At 60.4% G+C, this 23,946-nt stretch carries 25 protein-coding genes; 7 read left to right on the forward strand and 18 right to left on the reverse strand.

The window, feature by feature from the left end:
- Window positions 1-5: 5 nt before the first annotated feature.
- The 11 genes from HDE72_RS08995 to HDE72_RS09045 all read right to left on the reverse strand — a co-directional run bounded on the left by HDE72_RS08995 (window position 6) and on the right by HDE72_RS09045 (window position 9,588).
- Window positions 6-485 carry a flagellar basal body-associated FliL family protein gene (locus HDE72_RS08995; RefSeq protein ID WP_183739133.1) on the reverse strand — a complete coding sequence of 160 codons (480 nt, stop codon included), beginning with the start codon at window positions 483-485 and terminating at the stop codon, window positions 6-8.
- Entirely contained in the window at window positions 485-1,765 is a 1,281-nt protein-coding gene (locus HDE72_RS09000) for a flagellar hook-length control protein FliK (RefSeq protein ID WP_183739136.1), read from the reverse strand. Before HDE72_RS09000 ends, HDE72_RS08995 begins: the two co-directional genes overlap by 1 nt.
- On the reverse strand, window positions 1,762-2,079 hold the full coding sequence (locus HDE72_RS09005; RefSeq protein ID WP_183739139.1) for a hypothetical protein: 318 nt from the start codon (window positions 2,077-2,079) through the stop codon (window positions 1,762-1,764). The genes HDE72_RS09000 and HDE72_RS09005 overlap by 4 nt, the downstream gene beginning before the upstream one ends.
- Complete coding sequence (gene fliS / locus HDE72_RS09010; RefSeq protein ID WP_183739142.1) at window positions 2,072-2,461, reverse strand: flagellar export chaperone FliS; 390 nt, start codon at window positions 2,459-2,461, stop codon at window positions 2,072-2,074. Before fliS ends, HDE72_RS09005 begins: the two co-directional genes overlap by 8 nt.
- Window positions 2,462-2,519: 58 nt before the next feature.
- Window positions 2,520-3,920 carry a flagellar filament capping protein FliD gene (gene fliD / locus HDE72_RS09015; RefSeq protein ID WP_183739145.1) on the reverse strand — a complete coding sequence of 467 codons (1,401 nt, stop codon included), beginning with the start codon at window positions 3,918-3,920 and terminating at the stop codon, window positions 2,520-2,522.
- 89 nt (window positions 3,921-4,009) lie between these two features.
- Complete coding sequence (locus HDE72_RS09020; RefSeq protein WP_183739148.1) at window positions 4,010-4,447, reverse strand: flagellar export protein FliJ; 438 nt, start codon at window positions 4,445-4,447, stop codon at window positions 4,010-4,012.
- An 8-nt stretch (window positions 4,448-4,455) separates the two neighbouring features.
- Complete coding sequence (gene fliI / locus HDE72_RS09025) at window positions 4,456-5,766, reverse strand: flagellar protein export ATPase FliI (protein ID WP_183739151.1); 1,311 nt, start codon at window positions 5,764-5,766, stop codon at window positions 4,456-4,458.
- The gene (fliH, locus tag HDE72_RS09030) at window positions 5,763-6,452 is read right to left on the reverse strand and encodes a flagellar assembly protein FliH (RefSeq protein WP_183739154.1); all 690 of its coding nucleotides are present in this window, start codon (window positions 6,450-6,452) and stop codon (window positions 5,763-5,765) included. Before fliH ends, fliI begins: the two co-directional genes overlap by 4 nt.
- Window positions 6,449-7,489, reverse strand: coding sequence for a flagellar motor switch protein FliG (locus tag HDE72_RS09035; RefSeq protein ID WP_183739157.1), 1,041 nt, complete (start codon window positions 7,487-7,489; stop codon window positions 6,449-6,451). The genes fliH and HDE72_RS09035 overlap by 4 nt, the downstream gene beginning before the upstream one ends.
- Window positions 7,467-9,176 carry a flagellar basal-body MS-ring/collar protein FliF gene (fliF, locus tag HDE72_RS09040; RefSeq protein WP_183739160.1) on the reverse strand — a complete coding sequence of 570 codons (1,710 nt, stop codon included), beginning with the start codon at window positions 9,174-9,176 and terminating at the stop codon, window positions 7,467-7,469. The genes HDE72_RS09035 and fliF overlap by 23 nt, the downstream gene beginning before the upstream one ends.
- A 73-nt stretch (window positions 9,177-9,249) precedes the next feature.
- Window positions 9,250-9,588, reverse strand: a complete 339-nt coding sequence (locus HDE72_RS09045) for a flagellar hook-basal body complex protein FliE (RefSeq protein WP_183739163.1) — start codon at window positions 9,586-9,588, stop codon at window positions 9,250-9,252.
- A 570-nt stretch (window positions 9,589-10,158) separates the two neighbouring features.
- On the opposite strand from HDE72_RS09045, the gene HDE72_RS09050 reads away from it, so the two are divergent.
- Genes HDE72_RS09050 through flhA form a run of 7 tightly spaced genes read left to right on the forward strand, consistent with a single transcriptional unit; the run spans window position 10,159 to window position 16,475 of the window.
- Window positions 10,159-11,043, forward strand: a complete 885-nt coding sequence (locus HDE72_RS09050) for a FliM/FliN family flagellar motor switch protein (protein ID WP_183739166.1) — start codon at window positions 10,159-10,161, stop codon at window positions 11,041-11,043.
- Window position 11,044: 1 nt separating this feature from the next.
- The gene (locus HDE72_RS09055) at window positions 11,045-11,410 is read left to right on the forward strand and encodes a FliM/FliN family flagellar motor switch protein (protein WP_183739169.1); all 366 of its coding nucleotides are present in this window, start codon (window positions 11,045-11,047) and stop codon (window positions 11,408-11,410) included.
- Window positions 11,407-12,177: a flagellar type III secretion system pore protein FliP gene (gene fliP / locus HDE72_RS09060; RefSeq protein ID WP_183739172.1), complete on the forward strand. Its 771-nt coding sequence runs from the start codon at window positions 11,407-11,409 to the stop codon at window positions 12,175-12,177. The genes HDE72_RS09055 and fliP overlap by 4 nt, the downstream gene beginning before the upstream one ends.
- Complete coding sequence (fliQ, locus tag HDE72_RS09065; RefSeq protein ID WP_300758155.1) at window positions 12,178-12,450, forward strand: flagellar biosynthesis protein FliQ; 273 nt, start codon at window positions 12,178-12,180, stop codon at window positions 12,448-12,450.
- A gap of 11 nt (window positions 12,451-12,461) precedes the next feature.
- Complete coding sequence (locus HDE72_RS09070; RefSeq protein ID WP_183739175.1) at window positions 12,462-13,262, forward strand: flagellar biosynthetic protein FliR; 801 nt, start codon at window positions 12,462-12,464, stop codon at window positions 13,260-13,262.
- Window positions 13,252-14,391 carry a flagellar type III secretion system protein FlhB gene (gene flhB / locus HDE72_RS09075; protein ID WP_183739178.1) on the forward strand — a complete coding sequence of 380 codons (1,140 nt, stop codon included), beginning with the start codon at window positions 13,252-13,254 and terminating at the stop codon, window positions 14,389-14,391. Before HDE72_RS09070 ends, flhB begins: the two co-directional genes overlap by 11 nt.
- On the forward strand, window positions 14,388-16,475 hold the full coding sequence (gene flhA / locus HDE72_RS09080) for a flagellar biosynthesis protein FlhA (RefSeq protein WP_183739181.1): 2,088 nt from the start codon (window positions 14,388-14,390) through the stop codon (window positions 16,473-16,475). The genes flhB and flhA overlap by 4 nt, the downstream gene beginning before the upstream one ends.
- Before the next feature lie 36 nt (window positions 16,476-16,511).
- Here the strand turns inward: flhA and HDE72_RS09085 are convergent, their stop codons facing one another.
- From HDE72_RS09085 to HDE72_RS09115, 7 genes are all read right to left on the reverse strand, one after another.
- Entirely contained in the window at window positions 16,512-17,606 is a 1,095-nt protein-coding gene (locus HDE72_RS09085; protein ID WP_183739184.1) for a hypothetical protein, read from the reverse strand.
- Window positions 17,607-17,655: 49 nt separating this feature from the next.
- The gene (locus HDE72_RS09090) at window positions 17,656-18,534 is read right to left on the reverse strand and encodes a flagellin N-terminal helical domain-containing protein (RefSeq protein ID WP_183739187.1); all 879 of its coding nucleotides are present in this window, start codon (window positions 18,532-18,534) and stop codon (window positions 17,656-17,658) included.
- 161 nt (window positions 18,535-18,695) lie between these two features.
- Complete coding sequence (locus HDE72_RS09095) at window positions 18,696-19,562, reverse strand: flagellin N-terminal helical domain-containing protein (protein ID WP_183739190.1); 867 nt, start codon at window positions 19,560-19,562, stop codon at window positions 18,696-18,698.
- Between the two features lie 232 nt (window positions 19,563-19,794).
- Window positions 19,795-20,661, reverse strand: coding sequence for a flagellin N-terminal helical domain-containing protein (locus HDE72_RS09100; protein WP_183739193.1), 867 nt, complete (start codon window positions 20,659-20,661; stop codon window positions 19,795-19,797).
- Between the two features lie 161 nt (window positions 20,662-20,822).
- A complete protein-coding gene (locus HDE72_RS09105) occupies window positions 20,823-21,557 on the reverse strand; it encodes a WbqC family protein (RefSeq protein WP_221291206.1) in 735 nt (244 codons plus the stop codon).
- Between the two features lies 1 nt (window position 21,558).
- Window positions 21,559-22,749 (reverse strand): aminotransferase class I/II-fold pyridoxal phosphate-dependent enzyme, encoded by a 1,191-nt coding sequence (locus tag HDE72_RS09110; protein WP_183739196.1) that lies wholly within the window; start codon window positions 22,747-22,749, stop codon window positions 21,559-21,561.
- On the reverse strand, window positions 22,746-23,942 hold the full coding sequence (locus tag HDE72_RS09115) for an aminotransferase class I/II-fold pyridoxal phosphate-dependent enzyme (protein WP_183739199.1): 1,197 nt from the start codon (window positions 23,940-23,942) through the stop codon (window positions 22,746-22,748). The genes HDE72_RS09110 and HDE72_RS09115 overlap by 4 nt, the downstream gene beginning before the upstream one ends.
- Window positions 23,943-23,946 lie beyond the last annotated feature (4 nt).

The raw sequence follows: 23,946 nt of genomic DNA on the forward strand, positions 1-23,946 counted from the left end.
TGGACTTATTCAATGATCAGCTTGCCTACCATGACTTCGGTAAACGGCTTTTCCATCTGTTCGCGCTCATAGCTGACATTGAAGGCCTTGTTGATCTGTGCGGCGTACTCTTCCACCGTCATGTTTTGCGCCTTGTCCACTGGAAAGCTCGACAAGGTGCTGACGGCGATCGAACGCATCAACGGCAAGTGGTCCTTGGTCAGCTTTTCTTTTTCTTCGGTGGTGGCAATCACCAGGTCGGCCGACAGATAATGCGTTTCGGCATCGCCGGGCGCGCGCCGCAGCATCACGATGATCTTGTCGAGCGTCAAGAATTTGCGGGCTTTCTTGCCGGTCGCCGGCGGTGGCGGAGCCTTGGCTTCGGCCGTCTCGGGGACGTGCGGTCCCACCGGTTTGGCCAGATACCACATGGCGCCGCCAGCCGCGCCAGCGGCCAGTACGGCCACCAGCAGGAAACCGCCGATCAATTTGATTTTCATATTCATCAGTATTGTTCCCGCTCATGCATGGCGAAGGTGGCACTGTCAGGGGCGTCGTCGGAGAGGGCGCGGCCCGGTTCGTTATCGTCTTGCTGGCGGCCCGGCTGACGCTGGCCGCGCGCATCGTTTTCGGCAAAGGCCTGTGCGGCGGGGCTGCGCGGCGTGGCGCTGATATTGACCGACACATCGGTGTACTGGCGCTGTGCCAGGTCGCTGCGCAGGCTGTCGCCAATGTTTTGCAACTGGCGCAGCACTTCCGTGTTCGAGGCTGTCACACTCACCTGCAAGCTGCCTGCCATATGGCGTATCGAAATATCGATGCGGCCCAGCATGGGCGGGTCGAGGCGGATCACGGCTGTTTCACCGTTGCGTCCCACTTGCGTCTGCAGGCGGTCGCCCAGCGCTTCGCGCAGCGGCGCTTGCCACTGCTGTGCTGGTCCGTTCAGCTTGATCGTGTCGCTAGCCGGTGTGCCATTCGCTACTGCGCCCGTCACACCCTGGCTCGGTGTGGCGGAGGCGACCGGCTCAGCGGCGCGCTCGCCATCGCGTGCGGCAGGTGCACCGGGAGTGGCTGCGGCGATGGGAGCAGTGGCGGCTGGCGTTGGCGTTGCGGCCGACCGGGCGTTGCCCTGCAGCGCGTAGCTGTCGAAGGGCGCGCTACTCTTGTCCGACGGAATCGGATTGGCGGCGGCCAGCGGCTCACGCGTGTCGCGCCCTGCCGGCGCGGCAGCCGCATTGAGCGTGACTGCGGCCGGATGCATGCTGAGCACGAGGGCGGGATTCGTTTGCGCCAGGCTGAGCTGGGTCGGTGTTTGCGACTGCGTTTGTGACTGCGCCGGGGCGGGCGCGGACGTTTCTGCCGGCACGGGCAGTGGCAGGGCGATCACGGGCGCGGCCATGGCCGGCAGGCTGCTGTCGGTCTGGGTTGCCAGCGCCGCCGCGATATCGGCTGGCACGCCATCGGTCTTGTCATCGGCTTTGTGCGCATCATTGGCCGCCTTGTCCGTCTCCGGCGCTACATTGGCCACCACGTTCGTGGCAGCGCCGGCCTGGCTGCCCGCCGTTGCCTGGTTCATTACCTGGGCAAACAGCGACAGCGTGGCAGGGGCTGATGGCCTGGATGGGGTAGGGCTGGCGGCCACCGGACTGCCGGATGTGCCAGGCACTGGCGCCACCGGCGCCGCTGGCGTACTGGCGTTGACGGCAGGAGCAGCCGGCGTGGTGCTGGAACTGGCCGCGCTAAAATTGGCTGCGCTGAAACTGGCCGCGCTAAAGTTAATTATCATGCTCGATTCCCGTCCGGATCGAGTTCGCCCACAACGGCGTAAGCGACCCAACCTTCTTTATTTGCCTGTAATGCGCCCAGGTGCAGACCCAGGCGTTCTTTTTCTTCAGAGCAAATTTTAACCGCTTGCGCGTAATTTTTGCGCAATTGCAACAATTCTGTTTGTTCTATTTCATTCCACGCACCGCGCGCGGCCAATAAAGGCAGGTTTTTTGCCAGGATGGCCGTCAGTTTTCCCAGTGCATCCCAATCCGCCTGTGCACTGGCCTGGGCGAATTGACGGCTCAGTTGCTGCAGTGCGGCGCGCCTAGGCATTGTTGGCCTGGACGCCGACCCAACCGCGCTTGATGGTGGTCATCAGGGTCGTGACTTCATCGATCAGGGCCGGGTCGAGCTTGATGCCGGCCGTGTACAGGCGCGCCACGCAATAGTCGTACAGGCGCGCCAGGTTGACGACGACTTCGCCGCCGTTGTCGAAATCGAGCGAGCTCGACAAGCCATTGATGATTTGCGTGCATTTGTCCAGGCTGATGGCCTTTTGCTCATAGCGTTTGCCGACGATATGCCCGCGCGCGCGCGCCAGTTCTTCCAGCAAACCATCGGTCAACACGAGTACCAGTTCGACCGGCGAGGCGCTGGCCGTCTGGGCATCGAGATTGATGGCGTGGTAACTGCCGTAAGCTTCATTGTTCAACATGTTTCTTTTCTCACTATGGTCGCTATTGAAAGGCGGCTGCGCTGCGGGCGAGTCCGCCTTAGGATTTATCGTTGCTGAACATGGCGTCGAACATGTCCGCAGTCTTGCTCATTTGCTCTTGCAGCACTTGCAGGCGCGTGAATTGATCGAGAAAGCGGCTGTAGGCGTTGTCGTACTGTGCATTGAGCCTGTCCATGCTTTTGCTTAAGGTTTTCTGCAGATTATCCGTTGCGGCCAGTCGCTGCGTGATCTGGCCGTTGGTGATATTGCTCCATTGGCCCAGCACGGCATCGAGCTTGCCCAACACGCCAGACGAGTTGACCAGGTTGTTATTGCCCAGGATTTTGTCCAGGCTGGCAGGGTCCGCCGCCAGCTTGGCCGTCAGTTTTTTGCTGTCGAGGGCGATGCTGCCGTCGCGCTGGGCCGTGATGCCATACGACACCAGCGATACGCCGCCTATGCCCACGCGCAATGCATCGTTCATGCTCGAGCGCAAGGCATTGAGACCGGAATCGTGGGCGAAAATACCTGGGGCCACATTTTTGGTCGGGTCGCCAGGGTCGGCCAGGCTATCCATCAAACCCTTCAATTTGTTATAAGCGTCGACGAAGGCTTGCACATTGGCGATGGTGGTCGTGCTGTCCGTGGCGACCGTGACGGTCACCGGTGCGTCACCGGCCGCCATGGCCTTGGTGAACGTCATCTTCACGTCGGTCACGTTGGTGAAGGTATTCGATGCCTGGGTGATCTTGGTGCCAGTGCCCTGGCCGCCCAGCCAGACTACGGCGTCAGCGGCCGCCACCAGCGGTTTGACATTGTTGCTCAGCGCTGATTTGAGCGTGCCATCGGCCAGGCCGCTGGTATCGAAGGTGGCGGCGTTAGCCTTGCCGGTCAGATTCGATGTCAGCACCAGTTGCGTCTCGCCGTCGATGGTGATGATGGACGCCGTCACGCGCGAGTTGTTCTTGCTGTCGCCATTGATGGCCGCCGCGATTGCCTGCGGCGACAGCGTGCCATCCGGGTTCTTGGCGACGGTGGACAGATCGATATTGAGTGCATCTGTATCAGTGCCCCCGAACTGGATCTTCAGGGTGCCGGTGTTGCTGGCGCCGTCCAGGTTGTTCAGGCCGCCATACGAATTCTGGGCAGCGGAGGCCAGTTGTTCGACAAAAAAGGAATACGTACCTGGCTGGGCCTTGGGACCGGCCGTGCCCGTGCCATACGCCGTATTGCTGAAGGTGGCTGCCTGGCTCAGTACGCTTTTATTCGATGTCATGGTCGACATCGCCGACTGGAATGTCGAAATGGCCGACTTCAGGCTGTTCAGCGCGGCGGAAGTACTGGTGGCGTCCGTGCTTTGCGCCGTCAACGCGGCCTTTTGCGCGGCGACCAGATTGGTCGCCAGATTCTTGGCCGTGGTGATTGGATCGTAGGTCGGTGAAGTAATTACGTTTGCCATGCCAGACTCCAGAAGAAAGGGATATACCGGTACAAGGCGACCCCCATTCCCGTTTTGTGAAATTTTCCGTGAAGAAACTTACACAAAGCTCATTTTACCTGCCCGCGGAACCAGAATTGGGTCGCCAGCTCATCCTGCCGCTTGGCATCAGTCCGACGTTGCTCATTTGCAACATGCTGCTGTTTTTGCGTCAGCACCTGGTCCAGCACCTCGCGCTTGGCCCAGGCCGTGTTCAGGGCCCGCTGCGATACAGCCATATTGGCTACGTGCAAATGCAAGTCCGTGCGATGCTGGTCGGCCAGCTGCATTACCGCTTGCTTGAAGTCGCCGCAATTGACAGACAGGGCCAGCGGCAGGGCGCCGCTGGCGCCGCTACCGGTGTACAGTCCTGTCAGGCGCTCCAGGTTTTTCTGGTAGCGGTCGCGCACGGCCGTTTGCGCCGCCATATCGCTTTGCAGGCGTTCGAGCTCGGTGCTGCGCAGGCCCACCAGGGTGGTCAGGTTGCGGATGGTATGCGAATCGCTCATGGAGTGGTCTACGCCATCATTTGTTCAAGTTGTGCGATGCACGGCGCCATCGGCGCCGCTTCCTTGGTGCCCTGGCACAAAAATGCCTCGATATGCGGATGCAGTTGCACCGCCTTGTCGGTGACGGGGTCCGCGCCAGGCACGTAGGCGCCCAGCGGGATCAGGTCGCGCACGCGCGCATGGCGGGCCATCGAGGCCTTCAATGCGCGCGCTGACTGCTGGTGTTCGGGCGTGATCACTTGCGCCATGCAGCGGCTGATCGAGGCGGCGATATCGATGGCGGGGTAGTGGCCCCGTTCGGCCAGTTCGCGCGTGAGCACGATGTGACCGTCAAGAATCGCCCGCGCCGTATCGACCACCGGATCCTGCTGGTCATCTCCCTCGGCCAGCACGGTATAAATGGCGCTCATGCTGCCATCCTGGTGGGCGCCATTGCCGGCGCTTTCCACCAGTTGCGGCAAATTCGAAAAGACCGATGGCGGATAACCGCGCGTGGCCGGCGGTTCGCCCAGGGCCAGCGCCACTTCGCGCAGGGCCATCGCGTAGCGCGTCAGCGAATCGACCAGCAACAGCACGTGCTTGCCCTGGTCGCGGTAATGGGCGGCGATCGAATGGCATAATTCGGTGGCCATGATGCGCATCAGGGGCGATTCATCGGCCGGGGCAATCACCAGCACGGCTTTTTTCAAGCCTTCCTCGCCCAGCGATTTTTCCACGAATTCGCGCACTTCGCGACCCCGTTCGCCGATCAGGCCGACCACCACCACATCGGCCACCGTCTGGCGCGTGATCAGGCCCAGCAGCACGCTTTTTCCCACGCCCGAACCGGCCATCAGGCCCACGCGTTGTCCTTTGCCCAGGGTCAGCATGCTGTTGATCGCCCGCACGCCCACGTCCAGCGCTTCGACCACTGGCTGTTTCTTCAGGGGATTGATTTTTGGCGGCGTCACCTCGAGGATGTGCTCGCCACCGAGGCGGCCCAGCTCATCGATCGGTTCGCCCAGGCCATTGACCATGCGGCCCAGCCAGGACGGGCCGATCTGCAGGCTGGCCTTGTCGGGCAGCGGCAGCACTCTGGCGCCGGTGGTCAGGCCGCTGGCCTTTTTGAACGGCATCAGGTAGGACAGCTTGTCGCGGAAGCCCACGACTTGCGCATCGAGCCATTCGCCATTCACTGTTTCAATCTGGCAACGCTGGCCCGTGTGCAGCCGGCAGCCGGCGCTTTCCAGCAGCAGGCCGGAAGCGCCGACCAGGCGGCCGGTGGGGGTCGCGACCGGTATTTCACCGATCTCGAAACTGCGCAGCGTGTCGGCGATCATGCAGGCGCGCCCTGGTCAGCGTGTTCGGCCGCCAGCGCCAGATGGCTGCTGACCTGGTCCATGCAGGCGGACAAACGTTGGTGGCAGCCTGCATCGACTTCATTGTCGCCCGCCTTGATGCGGCATTCGCCAGCGTCCAGGCGCGCGTCGGCGATCAGGTTCCAGCGCTTGGCGCGCTTGGGATCGAGTTCGCTGATGCGTTTGAGTTCTTCGGGATTGAGGTAGACGTCGATTTCTTCGCGGGTGGGCGGCATCGAGGCCAGGGTTTCATCGACCAGTGCCAGCAGTTGCACCGGTTGCAGCGCCAGTTCGGCGCGGATCACCTGGCGCGCCACCTTGGCCACCAGGTCGACCACTTCCTTGCGCTGGGCGGCGCGGTAATCGGCGCGCACTTTTTTCAGGTCGCGCAGAATCGCATCGACCGGGCGCGCCAGCTTGTCCAGCGCCACCAGGGTTTCATTGCGGCCTTCTTCGCGGCCTTGTACTACGCCGTCGCCGTGGCCAGAGTCATAGCCGTCCTGCTGGCCTTGCACCAGGCCCACTTCATAGCCGTCGCGCTGGCCTTGCTCAAAACCTTCCGAGACGGACGCCTGCCACTGGCCGTCCGTATCGTCGGAGGCCGTGCGCTGGCCGGCGGCGATGAATTGCGACAGCGGCGGAAAACGGTAGGAGCGGAAGTGCTTCATTCGATCACCGCTTCGGCAAACAGTTGTACTTCGATTTCGCCGGCGTCGGCCAGGCCCTTGACGGTGGCCATGATTTCCTGGCGCGTCTGCTCGATGCGCGACAGCGGCACGGGGCCGGAGCGGCGCATCATGTCTTCGAAGCTTTGCGCCTGGCGGCGCGGCATGGTTTTCAGCACGGCGTCGCGCACGGCCGGTTCGGCACCCTTGAGGGCAATCGCCCACTGTTCCATCGGCACGTCTTCCAGGATGCGCGTGAGCGTGACATCGCTTTGCGTGGCCAGGATCAGGAAGTCGTACATGCTCAGTTCGATTTCCGACACCACGTCCGGATCGTGGGCGCGCAGCAGTTCCACCAGCGCGGTGCGGTTGCCCGGCATGCGGTTCAGGATCTCGGCCGCCTGGCGTATGCCTTCCACGCTGGTGCTTTGCGTGTCCAGCGTGCCCAGGCAGCGGCCCACCAGCTCATCGAGTTCGATCAGCAGGTCGCGGTCGATCTCGTCCAGGCGCGCCAGGTTCAGCAAGACCAGGTCGCGGCCTTCGACGGGCAGGGCGTCGAGGATCTGGCCGGCCAGCGCTGGCGGCAAAAAGGCCAGGAACACCGCTTGCATCTGTATGTGTTCGTTGACGATGTATTCGGCCAGCCATTTTGGCGAAGCCCATTGCAAACGCGCCATTTTCGGACGGATGGCGTCGCCATAAATATTGTTCAGCACGCTGTTGGCGATGTCGCTGCCCAGCGCCATGTCCAGCGAGCGCTTCAGGTAGCTGCGCGAGGCGCCGTGCACGCCGCTTTGCTGGCGGTAATCGTCGAAGAAGGTTTGCATGGCCGTTTTCACGGCCTCGACCTTGATGCCGCTCATGCGCGACATCACTTGCGTCACTTCCAGCAGTTCTTCGCGCGACAGGCAGCGCAGCACGCCGGCCGCCTGTTCCTCGCCTATGCTCAGTAGCACGATGGCCGCCTGTTCGACCGGGGTCAGGCTGACGCTTTCGTACTCAGGCGCGTCAGGGAAATTATTGTTGTTGAGTTCGGCCATTTTTCTGCATCCATTGTTTGACGACTTCGGCGACACGCTCGGGTTCTTTTTCCGCCAGCACTTTCAGGTGGTCGACCATCACGTCGACGTCCGAACCGGGCGGCGGCAAGTTGTAGTTTTCCAGCAGCGGCACCACCGGCATGCTGCCGGCGGTAGCGGCACTTTCCAGTGCCGGCAAGCCATTGGCGCCCAGCGCGGTTGCGCCATCGGCGCCCGCTGCCGCACCATTGCCGGCCAGCGCCAGGGCTGGGTCCAGCTGTTTCAGGGCCGGCGGCGCCAGGCGCGTCGTCAGCAGGCGCATCAAGGGACGCAGGATCAGGAAGTAGCCGAGTACGGCGCCCAGTGCATACAGCAGCCAGCTGCTGAAATCGACGACGGTATCGCGCTCTTCCCACCATTGCGCCACAGGCGGCTTGGCAGGGAAGGCCAGTGCCGTCAGGCTCAGGCTATCGCCGCGCTGGGTGTTGATGCCCAGGCCGCTGCGCAACATCTTTTCGATATTTGCCAGCTCGGCCGCGGTCCAGCCGGTTTTTGGATTTGGTGCGGCGGCGCTGTTGAGCACCACGGCCACGCTGAGTTTTTCCAGGCGGCCACGGCTGCGCTTGATTTGCGTGATGCTGCGGTCGTAAGCGTACTGGCGCGTGGTGGCGTTCTTGCGGGCGCTGCCATCTTCGGGTGGCTTCGGTGCGTCGCCAGCGGCCGCAGGCGCGCCGGTCGGGGCCGGTACGGCCGCTGCGGGAGGGCGGTTCGACAGGCTGCCCGGGATGCCGGCCACGGTGCGGTTGCGTTCCTGCTCTTCACGCATCGCTTCGCTGGTCACCTTTGGTGCTTCGCCGTATTTTTCCAGTGTTTCTTCGACCCGGTCGTTATCGACGGCGGCCGTCACGCTCAATTTGAAATTGTCTTCGCCGAGGACGGGTCCCAGCAAGCCGGTGACGTTGCGGCGGATCTCATCCTGCACGCGCTTGGCGGCTTCATTGCCGGCGGCCGAGGCGTCGAAGCCATCGGTGAGGTCGATATGCGAAGAGAGCAGGTTGCCGGCCTGGTCGACCAGGCTGACGCGCGTCGGCGCCAGGCTGGCCACGCTGCCGGCCACCATATTGATCACGGCGGCGATCTGTTCCGGCGCCAGGGTACGGCCCGGTTTCAGCGCCACCACGATCGAGGCGGACGACTTGTCGCCATCGCTGGCCACGAAGGAGGTCGACTTGGCGATCGACAGATGCACGCGCGCCGAGGCGATCGCGTCCATGGTCATGATGCTTTGCGCCAGCTCGCCTTCCAGGCCGCGGCGGAAGCGCACGTCCTGCACGAATTGCGACACGCCCAGCGGGTCATTCTTGTCCATCAATTCCAGGCCGGCCGGCAATTGCGCCGTCACGCCTTTCGAGGCCAGCAGCATGCGCACGCGGCCCAGCATGGCGTCGGGCACCAGTACCTGGCCACTATCGGGGTGCAGACGATACGGAATATGTTCGGCGTCCAGGGTTGCCATCATGTCCGTCACCGCCACTTTTTCGCGCGCGCCGAACACTGGCTTGTAATTGGCCTGGTCGCGCCAGAAATACATGGTCACCATGGCGGTGATGCCAATGGCGAGCACGACGATAGGAACCAGGTTCTTCAGCAAGGCGGGCGGGATGGTGGGCTGGGCGCCAGGGCGCCAGCGCGCAAAGGCGGACTTCATGGTGGTTATCACTTGGGGTAACTTTCGCTGTGAGGCTGGGCGTGGATCTGGGCGTGGCGCTTGTGGATATTACTTACAAAGGCAGCTTGATCAATTCGTCGACGGCGCCCATGACTTTGTTGCGCACTTGCATCAACATGGAAAAGGACAGACTGGCTTCCTGGCTGGCCATCATGGCGCCGACCAGGTCGTCGCTCTTGCCGCTATCGACATCACTCATTTTTTGCGCTGCCAGACGGTCATCGTTGTTGACCTTGTTGACGGCGTCTTTCATGCTTTGCGAAAAGGAGAAGCCCGATGGCTCTCCTGCGCCGAAGGTGGCTGCCGGCGCGATACTGTTGCCGAGTGCGCGCGCATCATTGCTTAATGCCGCCAGATCGGCCTTGATCAGACCTGCGAGTTCATTGCTCATCTTGCCCTCTATGTATATGCGATGCCGTATCAATCAGAATTACTGGTGTTGCAGTTCCAGCGTGCCGCAAGTATTACCGTGCCGCCATGCCTGGTCCAATGCCGAACCCATCAGTTTTATTAATTGCCACGCCACACTATGCGAGAACGTCTTTCAAGCAAATCACGCGATCGATTGCACAGACTATTTGCAAGGCCAGGGCCAGGAATAATTAACTGATGAGGGTTCTACAGGTGGCAATTATCGGGACTTAAAAACTGCCATAAAAAACGGTAATCAGGTAAGTGGAATGGCGCACTGCAAATCTGAATTTTGTCGCTGTAAGCTTACCTCGAAGCAACTATAAAGTAAAGAGAGTATTGTCTCAAGGACTATTGATACATGGCAATATTTAAGGATTTCCTGTATTGTTCAGCACCGTAGTCATCTAGCATGCTGCATGATGCGCAATCGTTTGCTCCAAGCTGCTTTCAGCTGGCGGCAATGGCGGGAGATGATGTATTTACTGTATTTAATTTCGGGCGATCCGTATAATTTGTTCTGCCAACGCAATACCGACATGACCATTACATGACAACCCTTACCAAGACAGATCAAACCTTACGCCATCAAGTCCTCGATTCCTGTCTGCTTGGACGTCCTGTCCATTTGCTGCATGTGTTCGGCGCGCAGTTGCGCGATGACTTGGCGGCGGCCCTGCGCCAGCCGATGAGCCGCCGTTACTGGGGTAGTTTCCAGATCGACGCAGTGACCTTGTCGCGCGTTGAGCAGGAAGACAGCAGCAACCGCTGGCTGAGCTTTGCCTCGTCCGCAGGCCAGGCGGGATTCAGCCTTGAGCGGCAAATACTTTTAAGCGTACTCAACTATCGCTATGGTAGTAGTGGCGCTGCCGGCGCCAAGAGTGCGCTGCCCGATCCTGCGCTGGTGCGCGTGACGGCGACCGAAGAGCGTTTGGCTGTGGTGCTCGGGCAACAACTGGTGAGCAGCCTGTTTGGCCGTATCAGCAAAAATCTGCACGCCGTCGGCAAGGCCGGCAGCGATGCCGCCAGTGACAGCACGGCGCAGTCGGGCGTGCATCCGGCGCGCGGCAGCTGGATCGTCACGGTGTCCGTGAGCGACGTCGATGCCGGGCAGAGCGGTTCCTTCTGGTTTTCGCTTGATAAACGCCTGATGGCCGATGTGCTGCGTGGCTTGCTGCCTGAACGCGCGCAGGCCAAGAAAGCCTTGCGCGGCAGCGTGCGCCCGCTGGCGTCGCGCCTGCAGGTGACGCTGGAAGGACGTTTGGTCAGCAAGCAGGTGCAACTGGGCGCCTTGTTTGATTTGCGCGTGGGCGACGTGATACCCGTCAGCCTGAGCCGCACCGACGTGATGCTCGATGATTCCCGTTTATTTACTGCCGCTGTTTCCGAACACAAGGGCAAGCTCTGTTTAACCTCATTTGAAGATGTCGAATAATATGAATATGACCGATACCAACCAGAGCGAAACCCTGCTGGAAGACCTGGGCGATGACATGATCATCGACCAGGGCGACGTTGCCGACGTCTCCAGCACCCGTGCGCGGCGCGACATTCCGCAAATGATGCGCAAGATTCCCGTCACCCTGACGCTGGAAGTGGGCTCGGCCCGCATTTCACTCGAAGAGCTGATGGCCATCGGCCCCGAGAGCGTGATCGAGCTCGACATGCTGGCTGGCGAGCCGCTGGTGATCAAGGTCAATGGCACGCCGATCGGCCGTGCCGAAGTGGTAGTGGCCGGCGAAAATTACGGCCTGAAGGTAATCGACCTGGACGGCCTCAATCTCGACATGATGACAGCATGAAGCTGGCGGTACCCGGTGTGACCCGGCGCCGCGCAGTGCTGGCGGCGGGCTTGCTCGCGCCTGTGCTGATGCTGTGCTGCGCCTCGGCTGGCGCGCAGGATTTATTGGGCGGTATCGTGCCCGGCGCGAAGACCGACCTGACTGTCAAGACGCAAGTGCTGGTCGTCATGACCTTGCTCGGCTTGCTGCCGGTGATGGTCATGATGATGACCAGTTTTACCCGTTTCGTGATCGTATTGTCCTTGCTGCGCCAGGCCCTGGGCCTGCAGCAGGGCTTGCCCAACCGTATCGTTACCGGCATCGCCCTGATCCTCACCTTGCTGGTGATGCGCCCGGTTGGCGACCAGGTGTGGAAAGACGCCTTCGTGCCTTACGACCGCGACCAGATCGGCATGCAGGAAGCCTTGAAGATCGCCGAAGTGCCGATTTCGCGCTTCATGCTGGCGCAGACCAGCAAGGCTGCGCTGGCGCAGATCGCCCACCTGGCCGGCGAGCCGTCGACCATGCGCCCGCAAGACCATAGCTTCACGGTCAAGCTGGCGGCGTTTGTCTTGTCCGAACTCAAGACGGCTTTCCAGATAGGCTGCATGCTGTTCATTCCCTTTTTGATCATCGACCTGGTGGTGGCGTCCGTCTTGATGGCGATGGGGATGATGATGCTCTCGCCGCTGGTCATCTCGCTGCCGTTCAAGCTGCTGCTGTTCGTGCTGGTCGATGGCTGGACCCTGACCGTCAACACGCTGGTCACCAGCATACAGGCGTATTGAATGCTGACCCCTGAAGTTGCCGTTGACCTGATTATTGAAGCGCTGCGCATCGTCATGCTGCTGGTGGTGATTTTGGTCGTTCCCGGTTTGCTGACGGGCCTGGTGGTGGCGCTGGTGCAGGCCGCCACGCAGATCAACGAGCAAACCCTGAGCTTTTTGCCGCGCCTGCTGGTGACCTTGCTGGCCCTGATACTGGCCGGACGCTGGATGTCTGGCTATCTGATGGATTATTGCGTTTCCATTTTTCAGCGCGCGGCCACCCTGGTCGGATAGCGCGGCGCGCCATGGATCAGATTTTCAATCAGGTACTGCCGTTTCTGCTGGCTGTGTGGTGGCCGTTCTGCCGCATCCTGGCCATGCTCAGCGCCTCGCCGGTGATCGGTGACGCAATGGTGCCGACGCCGGTGCGCGTGCTGCTGTCATTGATACTGGCGATCTTGATGCTGCCGGTGATGCAGGCCTCGGGCGCCTCGCAGGAATTGCTGAAGATCGATCCGTTTTCGCTGTACGCCGTGGTGGCCACCCTGGAGCAGGCCGTGATCGGCTTCATCCTGGGGTTGGCGTTTCACTTTGCGATGTCCGTCATGTCGGTGCTCGGTTATATGATATCGAGCCAGGTGGGCTTTTCCATGGCCATCATGAACGATCCGCTGAACGGTACGTCCTCGGACGTGATTTCCGGCTTGCTCAGCATCATGTGCATGATCGTCTTCTTTGCCGTCGATGGCCACCTGGTGCTGACGGGCGTGATCGGCGCCAGTTTCAATGCCTGGCCGGTGGGGCAGGGCTATGGGCCGCTACTGCTGCAGACGGTCGCCTACAACGTGGCGTGGATCTTCGCCGCCGCCATGCTGCTGGCCTTGCCGATCGTATTTTCTACCATGGTGGTGCAGCTGGGGTTTGGTTTCCTCAACCGCGTGGCGCCGTCGCTGAACCTGTTTTCGCTGGGTTTTTCCATGATTACCATGTTCGGCCTGCTGATGCTGTCGCAGATCGTGAAATTCATACCGGAACACTATATCGCCATGACCAACCGCGTGCTGGACATGATCACCGAACAGATGAGGATCGCGCATGGCGGATAGCAGCACGGGTGATAAAACAGAAAAGGCGTCACAGCAGAAGCTGAAGAAGTCGCGCCAGGAAGGGCAGGTGGTGCGTTCGCGCGACCTGTCGACGGCGCTGGGCATTTTGATCAGCATGAAGTTGTTCGTCTATTTGTTGCCTGGCTATCTGGAAACATTCCGTGAATTGTTTGCCATGTCCTTCATGCCGCTCGATAGTACCGGTGCGCTCGACAACGCCATGTCGATGGCGTTTACCACCTCGGTAGGCTTGCTGATCAAGATGATCGTGCCGCTGTTTTGCGTGCCCTTGTTCGTCGTGCTCGGCTCCCTGATTCCAGGCGGCTGGGTCATCAGCACCAAGAACTGGATGCCCAAGCTGGAACGCATGAGCCCGGCCAAGAACCTGGGGCGGCTCATTACGCCCAAGCATGGTTTCGAATTCCTGATTTCCATCGCCAAGGCGGTGGTGCTGTGCATGGTGCTGGTGCATGTCAGCCGCTCCAGCCTGTCGCAATACGTCGATTTGCAGCACCGGCCCTTGCAGCAAGCCATGCTCGATGGCTCCGGCCTGATGCTCGACAGCCTGATGGCGCTGATCTTTGTGTTTGTCCTGTTTGCCATCATCGACGTGCCGGCGCAGGCATTTTTCTTTGCCCGCAACCAGCGCATGAGCAAGAAGGATGTAAAGGAAGAACACAAGACCAGCGAAGGCCGGCCTGAAGTGCGCCAGCGCATCCGCCAGTTGCAGCAGCAGCTGGGCCGGCGCAGCGTGCGCAAAACCGTTCCTGGCGCCGACGTGGTGATCGTCAATCCCGAGCATTACGCCGTGGCGCTCAAGTATGACCAGGACCGCGCAGAGGCGCCGTTTGTCGTCGCCAAGGGTGTCGACGAAATGGCGCTGTATATCAAGCAGGTGGCCAGGGAACATGATATCGAGACACTGGAATTGCCGCCGCTGGCGCGCGCCATCTATAACACCAGCCAGGTGCAGCAGCAGATTCCCGTGCAGCTGTACCAGGCTGTCTCGCAAGTGCTGAACTACATCTTGCAACTGAAAGCATTCCGTTCTGGGCAGCGTGCTGCCCAGCCCCCATTTCCTAACGAGGTGCTTGTGCCATCTCATCTGAGCGAGGTTGTACCGACATGAATTTCCTGAACCGCGTGGTTGCTGAAATGCGCCGCCACAAGTTCGCCACGCCGCTGTTCCTGCTGGTGATACTGGCCATGATCATCTTGCCGCTGCCGCCGGTGCTGCTCGATATCTTGTTCACTTTCAATATCGTGCTGGCACTGATCGTCATCCTGGTCAGCGTTTCGGCCAAGCGGCCGCTGGACTTCTCGGTGTTCCCGACGGTGATCCTGGCCACCACCATGCTCAGGCTGACCCTGAACGTGGCGTCCACGCGCGTGGTGCTGCTGCATGGCCACACGGGGGCGGACGCAGCCGGTAAGGTGATCGAGGCCTTCGGTAATGTCGTGATCGGCGGCAACTACGTGGTCGGTATCGTGGTCTTCGTGATCTTGATGATCATCAACTTCGTGGTCGTCACCAAGGGCGCCGAGCGTATTTCGGAAGTGTCCGCCCGCTTCACGCTGGACGCCTTGCCCGGTAAACAGATGGCGATTGACGCCGATTTGAACGCCGGCCTGATCAACCAGGAAAAAGCCCAGGCCCGCCGCAAGGACGTGGCAGCCGAAGCGGATTTTTATGGCGCCATGGATGGCGCGTCGAAGTTCGTGCGCGGCGATGCCGTCGCCAGTATTTTGATTTTGATCATCAATATGGTCGGCGGCGTGGCCATCGGTGCGCTGATGCACGACCTGTCGTTCGGCGACGCTTTCCGCCAGTACGCACTGCTGACCATCGGTGATGGCCTGGTGGCGCAGGTGCCGGCGCTGCTGCTGTCGGCCGCGGCCGCCATCCTGGTAACCCGTATCAGCGATTCGGGCGACTTCGAACAGCAAGTGGCTGGCCAGGTGCTGACCTCGCCGACGGTGCTTTTCAGCGCCTCCGGCATGATGGTGGCGCTGGCCCTGATTCCGGGCATGCCGTGGTTTATGTTCATGACGTTTGCCGCCGTGCTGGCGTATGTCGCCTGGCGTTTGACGCAGCGCGTGAAGAAGCCGGACCAGGCCGGCCTGGCGGCCATCGAGGCAGCCTTGCGCGACGACCGCCCGGCCGAGATGGAATGGCAGCAACTGCCTGCCGTCCAGCCCTTGATGGTCATGCTCGGCTACAAGCTGGTTGGGATGGTGGATAAAACCCAGGGCGAACCGCTGAACAAACGTGTGCGGGGCGTGCGCCAGAGCCTGTCTGAAGCCTTGGGCTTGCTGTTGCCGCCTATCGGCGTGCGTGATGACCTGGGGCTGAAACCCTCACAGTATTCCATCGTGCTGTCAGGCACGGTGGTGGCCCAGGCCGAAGTGCAGGCCGACAGGCTGATGGCGATTCCATCGCCCAATGTGTATGGGCAGCTCGATGGCATCCCTGGCATCGAGCCCGCCTATGGCATGCCGGTGACGTGGATCGAGCCGGCCGCGAAAGCCCATGCGCTGGGCCTGGGTTACCAGGTGATCGAGGCGCCTAGCGTGATCGCCACCCACTTGTCGAAGATGGTGCGCGAGTATCTGCCTGAATTGTTCCGCCACGAAGACGTGTCGGCCATGATGGACCGGTTGACGGCGCTGTCGCCCAAGCTGGCGTCCACCCTGGACAAGACGCTCACCCATACGCAGCTGCTGCGCGTATTTCGCGTGTTGCTGACGGAAAACGTGTCGCTGAAAGATATCGTGCCGATCGCCACCACCCTGGTCGACAGTGCCGAGACGACCAAGGACCCGATCTTGCTGGCGGCCGAAGTGCGCTGCGCGCTGCGGCGCCAGATCGTGACCGGCCTGTTTGGCCAAAAGATGGAAATGCAGGCGTTTAACCTCGGTGGCGAGCTGGAAAACATGCTGCTCGGTTCCTTGAACCAGGCGCGCCAGTCGGGCAAGATTACCTTGGACAACTACCCGATCGACCCGCATCTGCTGTCGCAACTGCAAGTGAACATGCCGGTGGCGCGCGAACAGATGAAGCAGCAGGCCACGCCGCCCCTGCTGCTGGTGCTGCCGCAGATCCGCCCGCTGCTGGCCCGCTACGCGCGCCTGTTTGCGCCAGGGCTGCATGTGCTGTCGTATAACGAAATCCCGGAAAACCGCGAAGTCAGCATCATCGGTACGGTGGGATAAATAAAAAACCGGCGCATGCGCCGGTTTTTTATTGGATCAGTCCTGTTCGTCTATCGGCGGCAGCAAGTCTTCTGTCTTTGCCTCGGCCAGCAGCAGGAATTCCCCGCCTGGCGCCGCGCCATCTTCCCCATCCCCGTAGTCATAGCCCAGCGGCGCCGCCACTTCTTTCGAGGCGATGATTTCTGGTTCTGGCGTGGGGAAGGGCGCTGGCTCTTCGGGCTGTGCCGCCGCTTCCGCTACAGGCTGGGTCAGCAGCAGCGCCACTTCGGCCATGGCGCGGAACAGCGGCAGCGATAGCGAGGCGGCTGCCGCCTGCATGGGGAAATTGCCGTGCACGCGCTGCGCATGCAGCTGGCGGTTCAGGCGGCAGCGCACCACGTGCAGGCCGGCGCGCCGTATGGCTTCGGCAATCTCGGGCAGGGCCAGGCGCAGATGGCGGATGGCTGCTTCTTCTTCGGTCGCCAGTTCCAGCAGCACGCCGTCGCCCACGGGTTCCATCTGGATCAGCACACGGCCTATGCCGGCAATCATCAATTCCACGCGCAAGGCGACCTTGGCCCGGCGCCGGGGCGGGGCGTGCTCTTCATCTTCATCGCTGGCCAGCACGCGCAGCATCAGCCGCTGTCCGCCCCAGCCGTAGACGGCAAAACGCCATGCTTCGCTATCGAGCATCAATGGCGGACGGGGGCCTTCGCGCAGCAGCGCCGGCTGTTGCTCCGCCATGAACAGGTTGCCGGGCACATGCTGGCCGCGCGCCTGTTCTTGCATGGCGGCATATTGTTCGCCATAGGTTTTCACCATCACGCGCCAGGACGCGGCCAGTTGCGCCGGGTCGGGCGGCTGCCACACCAACTGGCGCGTAAAGAACAGTTGATTGACTTGCATGGCGCTGCTGTCGCGCGCGGTGGCGCCGCTGCCATCGGCGTTGGGCTTGATCAGGGCAGCCAGGCTGTCTTGTCCTTGCTGTAATTGCGCGGGCAGGGTGCCCGCATCGGGCGCAGGCGCCATATACGGGCCGACGGGTACTAGCGGCTGCACCACGCCTGGCGTCATCGGCGTAGCCATGCTGACGTCGAGGCGCTGTGTGATCAGGGGCAGGGGATTGCCTGCCGAAATACGGTCTATCGCCATGCCACTGCTTTCACATAAAAGTATTTAAAAAACAGGCGTTTGACCGCCATCATGGCTGCAGCAGCGACAGGATCAGTTTCGCCATGCCCTGGCTTTGCCTGATCATGGCCGTGCTGGCCTGCAACAGCATTTGCGCCGAGGTCATGTTTGCGCTTTCGGCGGCGTAATCGACATCCATGATGCGGCCTATCGCGATTCTGGTGTTGGTCACCATATTACCCAAATTATTGTTGACGTGATCGAGACGGCTGCCAGCCGCGCCCAGTGCCGAGCGCACGCCAGCGACTTGATTGATCGCGTCGGCCAGCAGATCGATCATGCCATTCGCGCCACCATTGCTGCTGATCTCGTTGCCGGCCGCCGCCGTGGCGGCGAAGTGGGCGGACAGGCTTTGCAGTGCCGTGTTCAGCGTTGCCATCTTGCCCGATACATCGAAGCCCATGGTTTCGCTGCCCGACGCGCCGATCTGGAAGACCATCGCGGCCGACAGGGTGCCCGTGCCGGCGTTGCCATTGCCCAGCAGCTTGCTGCCGCCAAAGCTGGTGTTGCGCATGATGTTATACAGCTCCGCGCCCAGCGCATCGTATTCGCCTTGCATGGCGTCGCGGTCTTGCTGGTTGGACGAAGCATCGGCCGCCTGCGTGGCCAGGTCTTTCATGCGCATCAGCATGCTGGTGACTTCGCCAAACGCGCCTTCCGCCGTTTGCAGCATCGAGGTGCTGTTTTGCGTATTGCGCATGGCCACCTGCATGCCGCTGGCCTGGGCCCGCAGGCGCGTGGCGATCTGCAGGCCGGCCGCATCATCCATCGCCGAATTGATGCGAAAGCCCGTGGCCAGGCGCGTCATCGAGGTCGAAAGCATGGCTTGCGCGCGGGCGGCGGCGCTTTGTGCAGCCAGTGCGGCGATATTCGTGTAGAGGCTCAGCACTTGGCGGCTCCGGTGGAAAGGGTCTATCTTGTATAAGCGACTAGGTGGACAACATCGTTAAATGGCGGAGCAATATAGTTTCATCAAGATGCAGGCGAAAAAAAAGCCAGACCGGAGTCTGGCTTTCGATGACTGGCCGCAAGCGGCCAGGCAAGCAATAATTATTGCAGCAGGGACATAACCATTTGCGACATGCTGTTCGATTGTTTCAGCATCGCGGTACCAGCTTGCAGCAACATTTGCGACGAGGTCATGTTCGAGCTTTCCGTAGCGTAGTCGGTATCCATGATACGGCCGGTAGCAGCTTTGGTGTTGGTCGAGATGTTCGACAGGTTGTTGTTGACGTGATCCAGGCGGTTGGCAGCAGCGCCCAGTGCCGAGCGGATTTCACCAACGTTGTCGATCAGGTTCGACAGCGCGGTGATCGCGGTGTTGGCAGTGCCGCCCGTAGCGATTTCGGTGCCAGCGGCCGATGGTGCGGTTGCAGCGTAGCTACCGACGGCGGCGCCCAGTGCGCTGGCCAGCGATGCCATTTTGGTCGATACGTCGAGGTTCATCGTTTCGCCGGCGCTGGCGCCGATCTGGAACGTCATGCTCGATGCCAGCGTGCCGCCGGTCAGCAGGCTGCTGCCGCCGAACGTGGTTTTGTTCATGACGTTGTACAGTTCTTTGCCCAGGGCATCGAATTCTGCTTGCATGGCGTTTTTGTCGTCCTGGTTCGACGAAACGTCAGCTGCCTGGGTGGCCAGGTCTTTCATGCGGACCAGCATGTTGGTCACTTCGTTGAAAGCGCCTTCAGCCGTTTGCAGCATCGAGGTGCTGTTTTGGGTGTTGCTCATGGCAACGGTCATGCCGCTCGTCTGTGCTTTCAGGCGGGTTGCGATTTGCAGACCAGCAGCGTCGTCCATTGCCGAGTTGATGCGGAAGCCGGTGCTCAGGCGCGTCATCGAAGTCGACAGCTGGGATTGGGTCTTGGCGATCGAATTTTGTGCGGACAGGGAGGCGTTGTTGGTGTGAAGGCTCAGCATGGTGTAGCTCCTAAGGGTAAATTAATTCTGGAGCAGCGATGCATCGTGCTCTCCTCAGTACAAGACGACCATGTTCATCTGTTTATTAAATGCTTTATGGAAATTTTTATGATTATTTTTTTGCGCTTGTTATATCGATATTTTTTTGCAAGGTGAATTGCTACAAAAAAAGCCAACTGCATATGCAGCTGGCTTTGTTGTATCGAGGCCGATCAGGCCTGGATGCGGATGGTTATTGCAGCAAGGACATAACCATTTGCGACATGCTGTTCGATTGTTTCAGCATCGCGGTGCCAGCTTGCAGCAACATTTGCGACGAAGTCATGTTCGAGCTTTCCGTAGCGTAGTCGGTATCCATGATACGGCCGGTAGCAGCTTTGGTGTTGGTCGAGATGTTCGACAGGTTGTTGTTGACGTGGTCCAGGCGGTTGGCGGCAGCGCCCAGTGCCGAGCGGATTTCACCAACGTTGTCGATCAGGCCCGACAGTGCGGTGATCGCGCCGTTGGCAGCGGTGCCCGAAGCGATTTCGGTACCGGCGGCCGATGGTGCGGTTGCAGCGTAAGTACCGACGGCGGTACCCAGTGCGCTGGCCAGCGATGCCATTTTGGTCGATACGTCGAGGTTCATCGTTTCGCCGGCGCTGGCGCCGATCTGGAACGTCATGCTCGATGCCAGAGTGCCGCCGCTCAGCAGGCTGCTGCCGCCGAACGTGGTTTTGTTCATGACGTTGTACAGTTCTTTACCCAGAGCATCGAATTCTGCTTGCATGGCGTTTTTGTCGTCCTGGTTCGACGAAACGTCAGCTGCCTGGGTGGCCAGGTCTTTCATGCGGACCAGCATGTTGGTCACTTCGTTGAAAGCGCCTTCAGCCGTTTGCAGCATCGAGGTGCTGTTTTGGGTGTTGCTCATGGCAACGGTCATGCCGCTGGTTTGTGCTTTAAGGCGGGTTGCGATTTGCAGGCCGGCAGCGTCGTCCATTGCCGAGTTGATGCGGAAGCCGGTGCTCAGGCGGGTCATCGAGGTCGACAATTGCGATTGGGTCTTGGCGATCGAATTTTGTGCGGACAGGGATGCGTTGTTAGTGTGAAGGCTCAGCATGGTATGGCTCCTAAGGATGGGTTGGTTCCGGAGCAACGATGCACTGTGCTCTCTTCAGTACAAGACGACTGCATGCATGTCTTTATTAAATGCTTTATAGAAATTTTTTATTTCTTTATGCGCGCGGCGCTTACGCATTCCTGCCGCCAGTGCGGCAGGAGCTATGCCGTTTTTGCGGATTTGCGGCTGTCCAGATAGGCTTTCACTGTGGCGGGGGGATTCCACATCAGTACATCGATAATCGACAGATGCTCGATAAATTGATAGCGCCGCGTGGGGTAGGTGAACGAGACCAGTTCCGTGAAGCCCAGTTCGATGCCACGCTGTTCCCATTCGGCGGGGTGGAAAATATCCTTGCCGCCGGGCGGATTAAGGTAAGCCTGGGCGCCGAGCGCATCAGAAATTTCCAGCGCCCAGGCTCCGGCATGTGCTATCTCTGGCAGGTGCAGGTCTAGATCCGACAGGTTTTGCGGTTGGAACGGGATTTCAAGATAGGCGCAGGTAGCCGCCAGCGTTGCCACGTTCAAGTCGCGCAGCAGGCCGCTGGCGGTGCCGGCGAAACTCTGGCTGATCAAGGCCGAGACGGCGTCGAAATACGGTGCACCTGCTACGCGGTAGTGCAGAATCTGGCCCTGGATCTTGTCATGCGCCGCTTGTGGCGTAATGAGCGTCACGTCCTTGATGAGGCCAGTGCCGGCATGCCGGTCGACCGGTGCGCTGACATACTGCCAGCCCTCCGAGGGATGCAGGATGCGGTTCCGGTTCATCCAGCTCTTGGGCGCGTAACGTACCACATCGAAAACGATCCAGCGGTCGCTGCGGTTGATCAAATCGAAGTAACCGAGATAGGGGAAAAAATACGGCTGCATGATGCCGAGCGTGACTTTCTCCAGCATATTATGTCCGCATATGCAGGCTGATTTCGCCCGCGTGCTGTTGCGCCCGCGCCAGCAATTGGCAGATGCGCGCGATATCATCAAGGGTCAGCAGCGCCCCTATCGGCAGTTGCATGCTGCTGGCGCACAGTTCGTCGGTTTGCGGCAGGCGCTCCTGATACGCGGGGAACTGCTGCGCATATGGAATGCAGCGATGGATGCCTGGATAAAAATAACGGCGGGCCAAGACGTTTTCCGCCTTGAGCAGTGCCACCAGCTGGTCGCGCGACAGGCCAAAGCCGGCGGCATCGACGCTGCATACCAGGTATTGATAGTTGGAAAAACTTACGCCGCTGGGCGGCGTCACGGTGATGCCGGGAATGTCGCGCAAGCCTTCCGTATAGGCCTGGAATTGCGCCAGATTGTTTTGCTGGTTGCGCGGGAAGTCTTCCAGGCTCATCAGTGCAATGGCTGCCTGTGCCTCGGACATGCGGCCATTCGAGGTCTTGATGACCGGTACCGCGTGGCCGGCGCCATAGCTGCTGCGTATATTGCGCAGGCGCGCAGCCAGTGTGTCGTCATTGGTGCACACGCAGCCGCCTTCGCTGGCACTGAGGATCTTCGTTGCGTGGAAGGAAAATACTTCAAGCTGGCCAAAATTGCCAATTTTCCGCTCGCCCACGACACAGCCGAACGCATGTGCGGAGTCGAAATAGAGCTGGATGCCGTGTTTGTGCGCCAGGGCTTCCAGCGCTACCGGGTCACAGGCGCCGCCCCACAGGTTGACACCCATGATGGCAGTGACGTCGTCGTCGATCAGCGCTTCGATCTGCTCCAGTGCGATCTGGCCGGTGACCGGGTCAGCGTCGCAGAATACGGGCTCGATGCCGGTCCAGCTGAGCGACTGGGCCGAGGCGACAAAGGTGAACGCGGGCAGTATCACCTTGCCGCGCAGCTGCATGGCTTCGGCTGCCATCATCAGGCCGATCGTGGCATTACTGACGCAAATGACATGGCGTACGCCGAGGAAGTCTTGCAGCCGGTTTTCCAGTTCGACCGTCAGCGGACCCTGGTTGGTATAGTACTGGCGTTCGAAGATGTCACGGAAGGCGGCTTCATAACGCTCCCACGCAGGGAAATATAGTTGCCCAACGGGCAATTGTTTTTCAAATGCCGGTGCTGCGCCCAGCAGGGCAAACGTCGATGGGCTCATGCCGCCTCCAGCTCTTGGTTGATCGATGCCGCGTGCTGCTGCAGCATGGTGAGCAGTGCTGCAATTTGCCGAATGTCGTGCTCATCCACATGGTGGCCGCAAGGCAGCAGCATGAATTCGCCGGACAACTTGTCTGTATCGGGCAGGTCTGCAGGGATGTGCGCATAGGCCATGGCTTTCTGGTGCAGCGCAGGTGAGTAATAAGGACGAGCGACGATTTTCTCGGCATGCAGGATGCGCAAGGTATCTGCGCGGCTCAGTGGCCAGCTGGCCTCCAGACGGACCACGATATTCTTATAGCTGGTAGCCTGTGTTTCATCAAATTCAAGCAATTGCAGGCCTGGAATCGGCTGCAGCAGCGATTGATATAGGCGGTAGCGCGCGCGATTGCGGGCCACTTGTTGTTCCAGGTCATCCAGACTGGCCAAGGCCATGGCTGCATGGACTTCGTTCAGCTTGGCATTCATGCCGCCCGCTACGGCGATATGGTCGACTTGTTTGAAGCCAAAGCCGCGCATCAGGGCCAGATCCTCGGCCAACTGCCGGTGATTGGTGGTCAGGTAGCCACCCTCAAATCCATTGATTAGTTTGCTTGCATGCAGGGAAAAAATTTCTGCATCGCCAAACTGTCCCACCTTGCCTGCCGCCTGGCTTTCGTAGACCGATTCCACCGCGTCGAACAGCAGCGGGATTTGCCTTTCACGCGCGAGTGCGGCCACGCCTTCGGTGTCGCAGCAGTTGACGATGGGATGCACGCACAGGATCAGCGCCGTATCATCATTGATGCACGCTTCGGCGCTGGCCCTGTCCATGGCCAGGGTGTGCGGATCGACCTCGCAAAAGCGCGGTTTCAAGTTGTTCCAGGCCGCGATGTCGGCCATGCGGCGATATGTCAGCGAAGGCATGACGATTTCGCTCTTGCCCTTGCGCGCCAGGCTGGAAATGGCCAGCACCAGGGCCCAGAAGCCGCTGCAGAAGGTGACGCAATACTCGGTCTGGTGAAATGCCGCCAGGCGTTTTTCCAATTGCCGCACCAGCGGGCCATTGTTGGTGTATTGGCGCTGTGCGTGGAACTGCTTCGAATACGCGAGAAAATGCTCGATATCGGGGCGCACCAGATTGGAGGTCGATTTTGGCGTGGCAAAGAGGCTGTTGCCACCAAACAGCGCCAGGTCGGCGATGGAGTTTTTCATGGAC

The organism is Janthinobacterium saanense (genome assembly GCF_014200675.1).
Taxonomy (GTDB): Bacteria; Pseudomonadota; Gammaproteobacteria; order Burkholderiales; family Burkholderiaceae_D; genus Janthinobacterium.

What these genes read in the sequence shown, in the direction of transcription:
- HDE72_RS09055 (WP_183739169.1), top strand. Translation starts at nt 11,045, where the DNA reads ATGAATATGACCGATACCAACCAGAGCGAAACCCTGCTGGAAGACCTG.
- HDE72_RS09070 (WP_183739175.1), top strand. Translation starts at nt 12,462, where the DNA reads ATGGATCAGATTTTCAATCAGGTACTGCCGTTTCTGCTGGCTGTGTGG.
- fliF (WP_183739160.1), bottom strand. Translation starts at nt 9,176, where the DNA reads ATGAAGTCCGCCTTTGCGCGCTGGCGCCCTGGCGCCCAGCCCACCATC.
- fliP (WP_183739172.1), top strand. Translation starts at nt 11,407, where the DNA reads ATGAAGCTGGCGGTACCCGGTGTGACCCGGCGCCGCGCAGTGCTGGCG.
- fliH (WP_183739154.1), bottom strand. Translation starts at nt 6,452, where the DNA reads ATGAAGCACTTCCGCTCCTACCGTTTTCCGCCGCTGTCGCAATTCATC.
- HDE72_RS09095 (WP_183739190.1), bottom strand. Translation starts at nt 19,562, where the DNA reads ATGCTGAGCCTTCACACCAACAACGCCTCCCTGTCCGCACAAAATTCG.
- fliD (WP_183739145.1), bottom strand. Translation starts at nt 3,920, where the DNA reads ATGGCAAACGTAATTACTTCACCGACCTACGATCCAATCACCACGGCC.
- fliI (WP_183739151.1), bottom strand. Translation starts at nt 5,766, where the DNA reads ATGATCGCCGACACGCTGCGCAGTTTCGAGATCGGTGAAATACCGGTC.
- fliQ (WP_300758155.1), top strand. Translation starts at nt 12,178, where the DNA reads ATGCTGACCCCTGAAGTTGCCGTTGACCTGATTATTGAAGCGCTGCGC.
- HDE72_RS09000 (WP_183739136.1), bottom strand. Translation starts at nt 1,765, where the DNA reads ATGATAATTAACTTTAGCGCGGCCAGTTTCAGCGCAGCCAATTTTAGC.
- fliS (WP_183739142.1), bottom strand. Translation starts at nt 2,461, where the DNA reads ATGTTGAACAATGAAGCTTACGGCAGTTACCACGCCATCAATCTCGAT.
- HDE72_RS09105 (WP_221291206.1), bottom strand. Translation starts at nt 21,557, where the DNA reads ATGCTGGAGAAAGTCACGCTCGGCATCATGCAGCCGTATTTTTTCCCC.
- flhB (WP_183739178.1), top strand. Translation starts at nt 13,252, where the DNA reads ATGGCGGATAGCAGCACGGGTGATAAAACAGAAAAGGCGTCACAGCAG.
- HDE72_RS09005 (WP_183739139.1), bottom strand. Translation starts at nt 2,079, where the DNA reads ATGCCTAGGCGCGCCGCACTGCAGCAACTGAGCCGTCAATTCGCCCAG.
- HDE72_RS09100 (WP_183739193.1), bottom strand. Translation starts at nt 20,661, where the DNA reads ATGCTGAGCCTTCACACTAACAACGCATCCCTGTCCGCACAAAATTCG.
- HDE72_RS09115 (WP_183739199.1), bottom strand. Translation starts at nt 23,942, where the DNA reads ATGAAAAACTCCATCGCCGACCTGGCGCTGTTTGGTGGCAACAGCCTC.
- HDE72_RS09035 (WP_183739157.1), bottom strand. Translation starts at nt 7,489, where the DNA reads ATGGCCGAACTCAACAACAATAATTTCCCTGACGCGCCTGAGTACGAA.
- HDE72_RS09110 (WP_183739196.1), bottom strand. Translation starts at nt 22,749, where the DNA reads ATGAGCCCATCGACGTTTGCCCTGCTGGGCGCAGCACCGGCATTTGAA.
- flhA (WP_183739181.1), top strand. Translation starts at nt 14,388, where the DNA reads ATGAATTTCCTGAACCGCGTGGTTGCTGAAATGCGCCGCCACAAGTTC.
- HDE72_RS09050 (WP_183739166.1), top strand. Translation starts at nt 10,159, where the DNA reads ATGACAACCCTTACCAAGACAGATCAAACCTTACGCCATCAAGTCCTC.
- HDE72_RS09085 (WP_183739184.1), bottom strand. Translation starts at nt 17,606, where the DNA reads ATGGCGATAGACCGTATTTCGGCAGGCAATCCCCTGCCCCTGATCACA.
- HDE72_RS08995 (WP_183739133.1), bottom strand. Translation starts at nt 485, where the DNA reads ATGAATATGAAAATCAAATTGATCGGCGGTTTCCTGCTGGTGGCCGTA.
- HDE72_RS09020 (WP_183739148.1), bottom strand. Translation starts at nt 4,447, where the DNA reads ATGAGCGATTCGCATACCATCCGCAACCTGACCACCCTGGTGGGCCTG.
- HDE72_RS09045 (WP_183739163.1), bottom strand. Translation starts at nt 9,588, where the DNA reads ATGAGCAATGAACTCGCAGGTCTGATCAAGGCCGATCTGGCGGCATTA.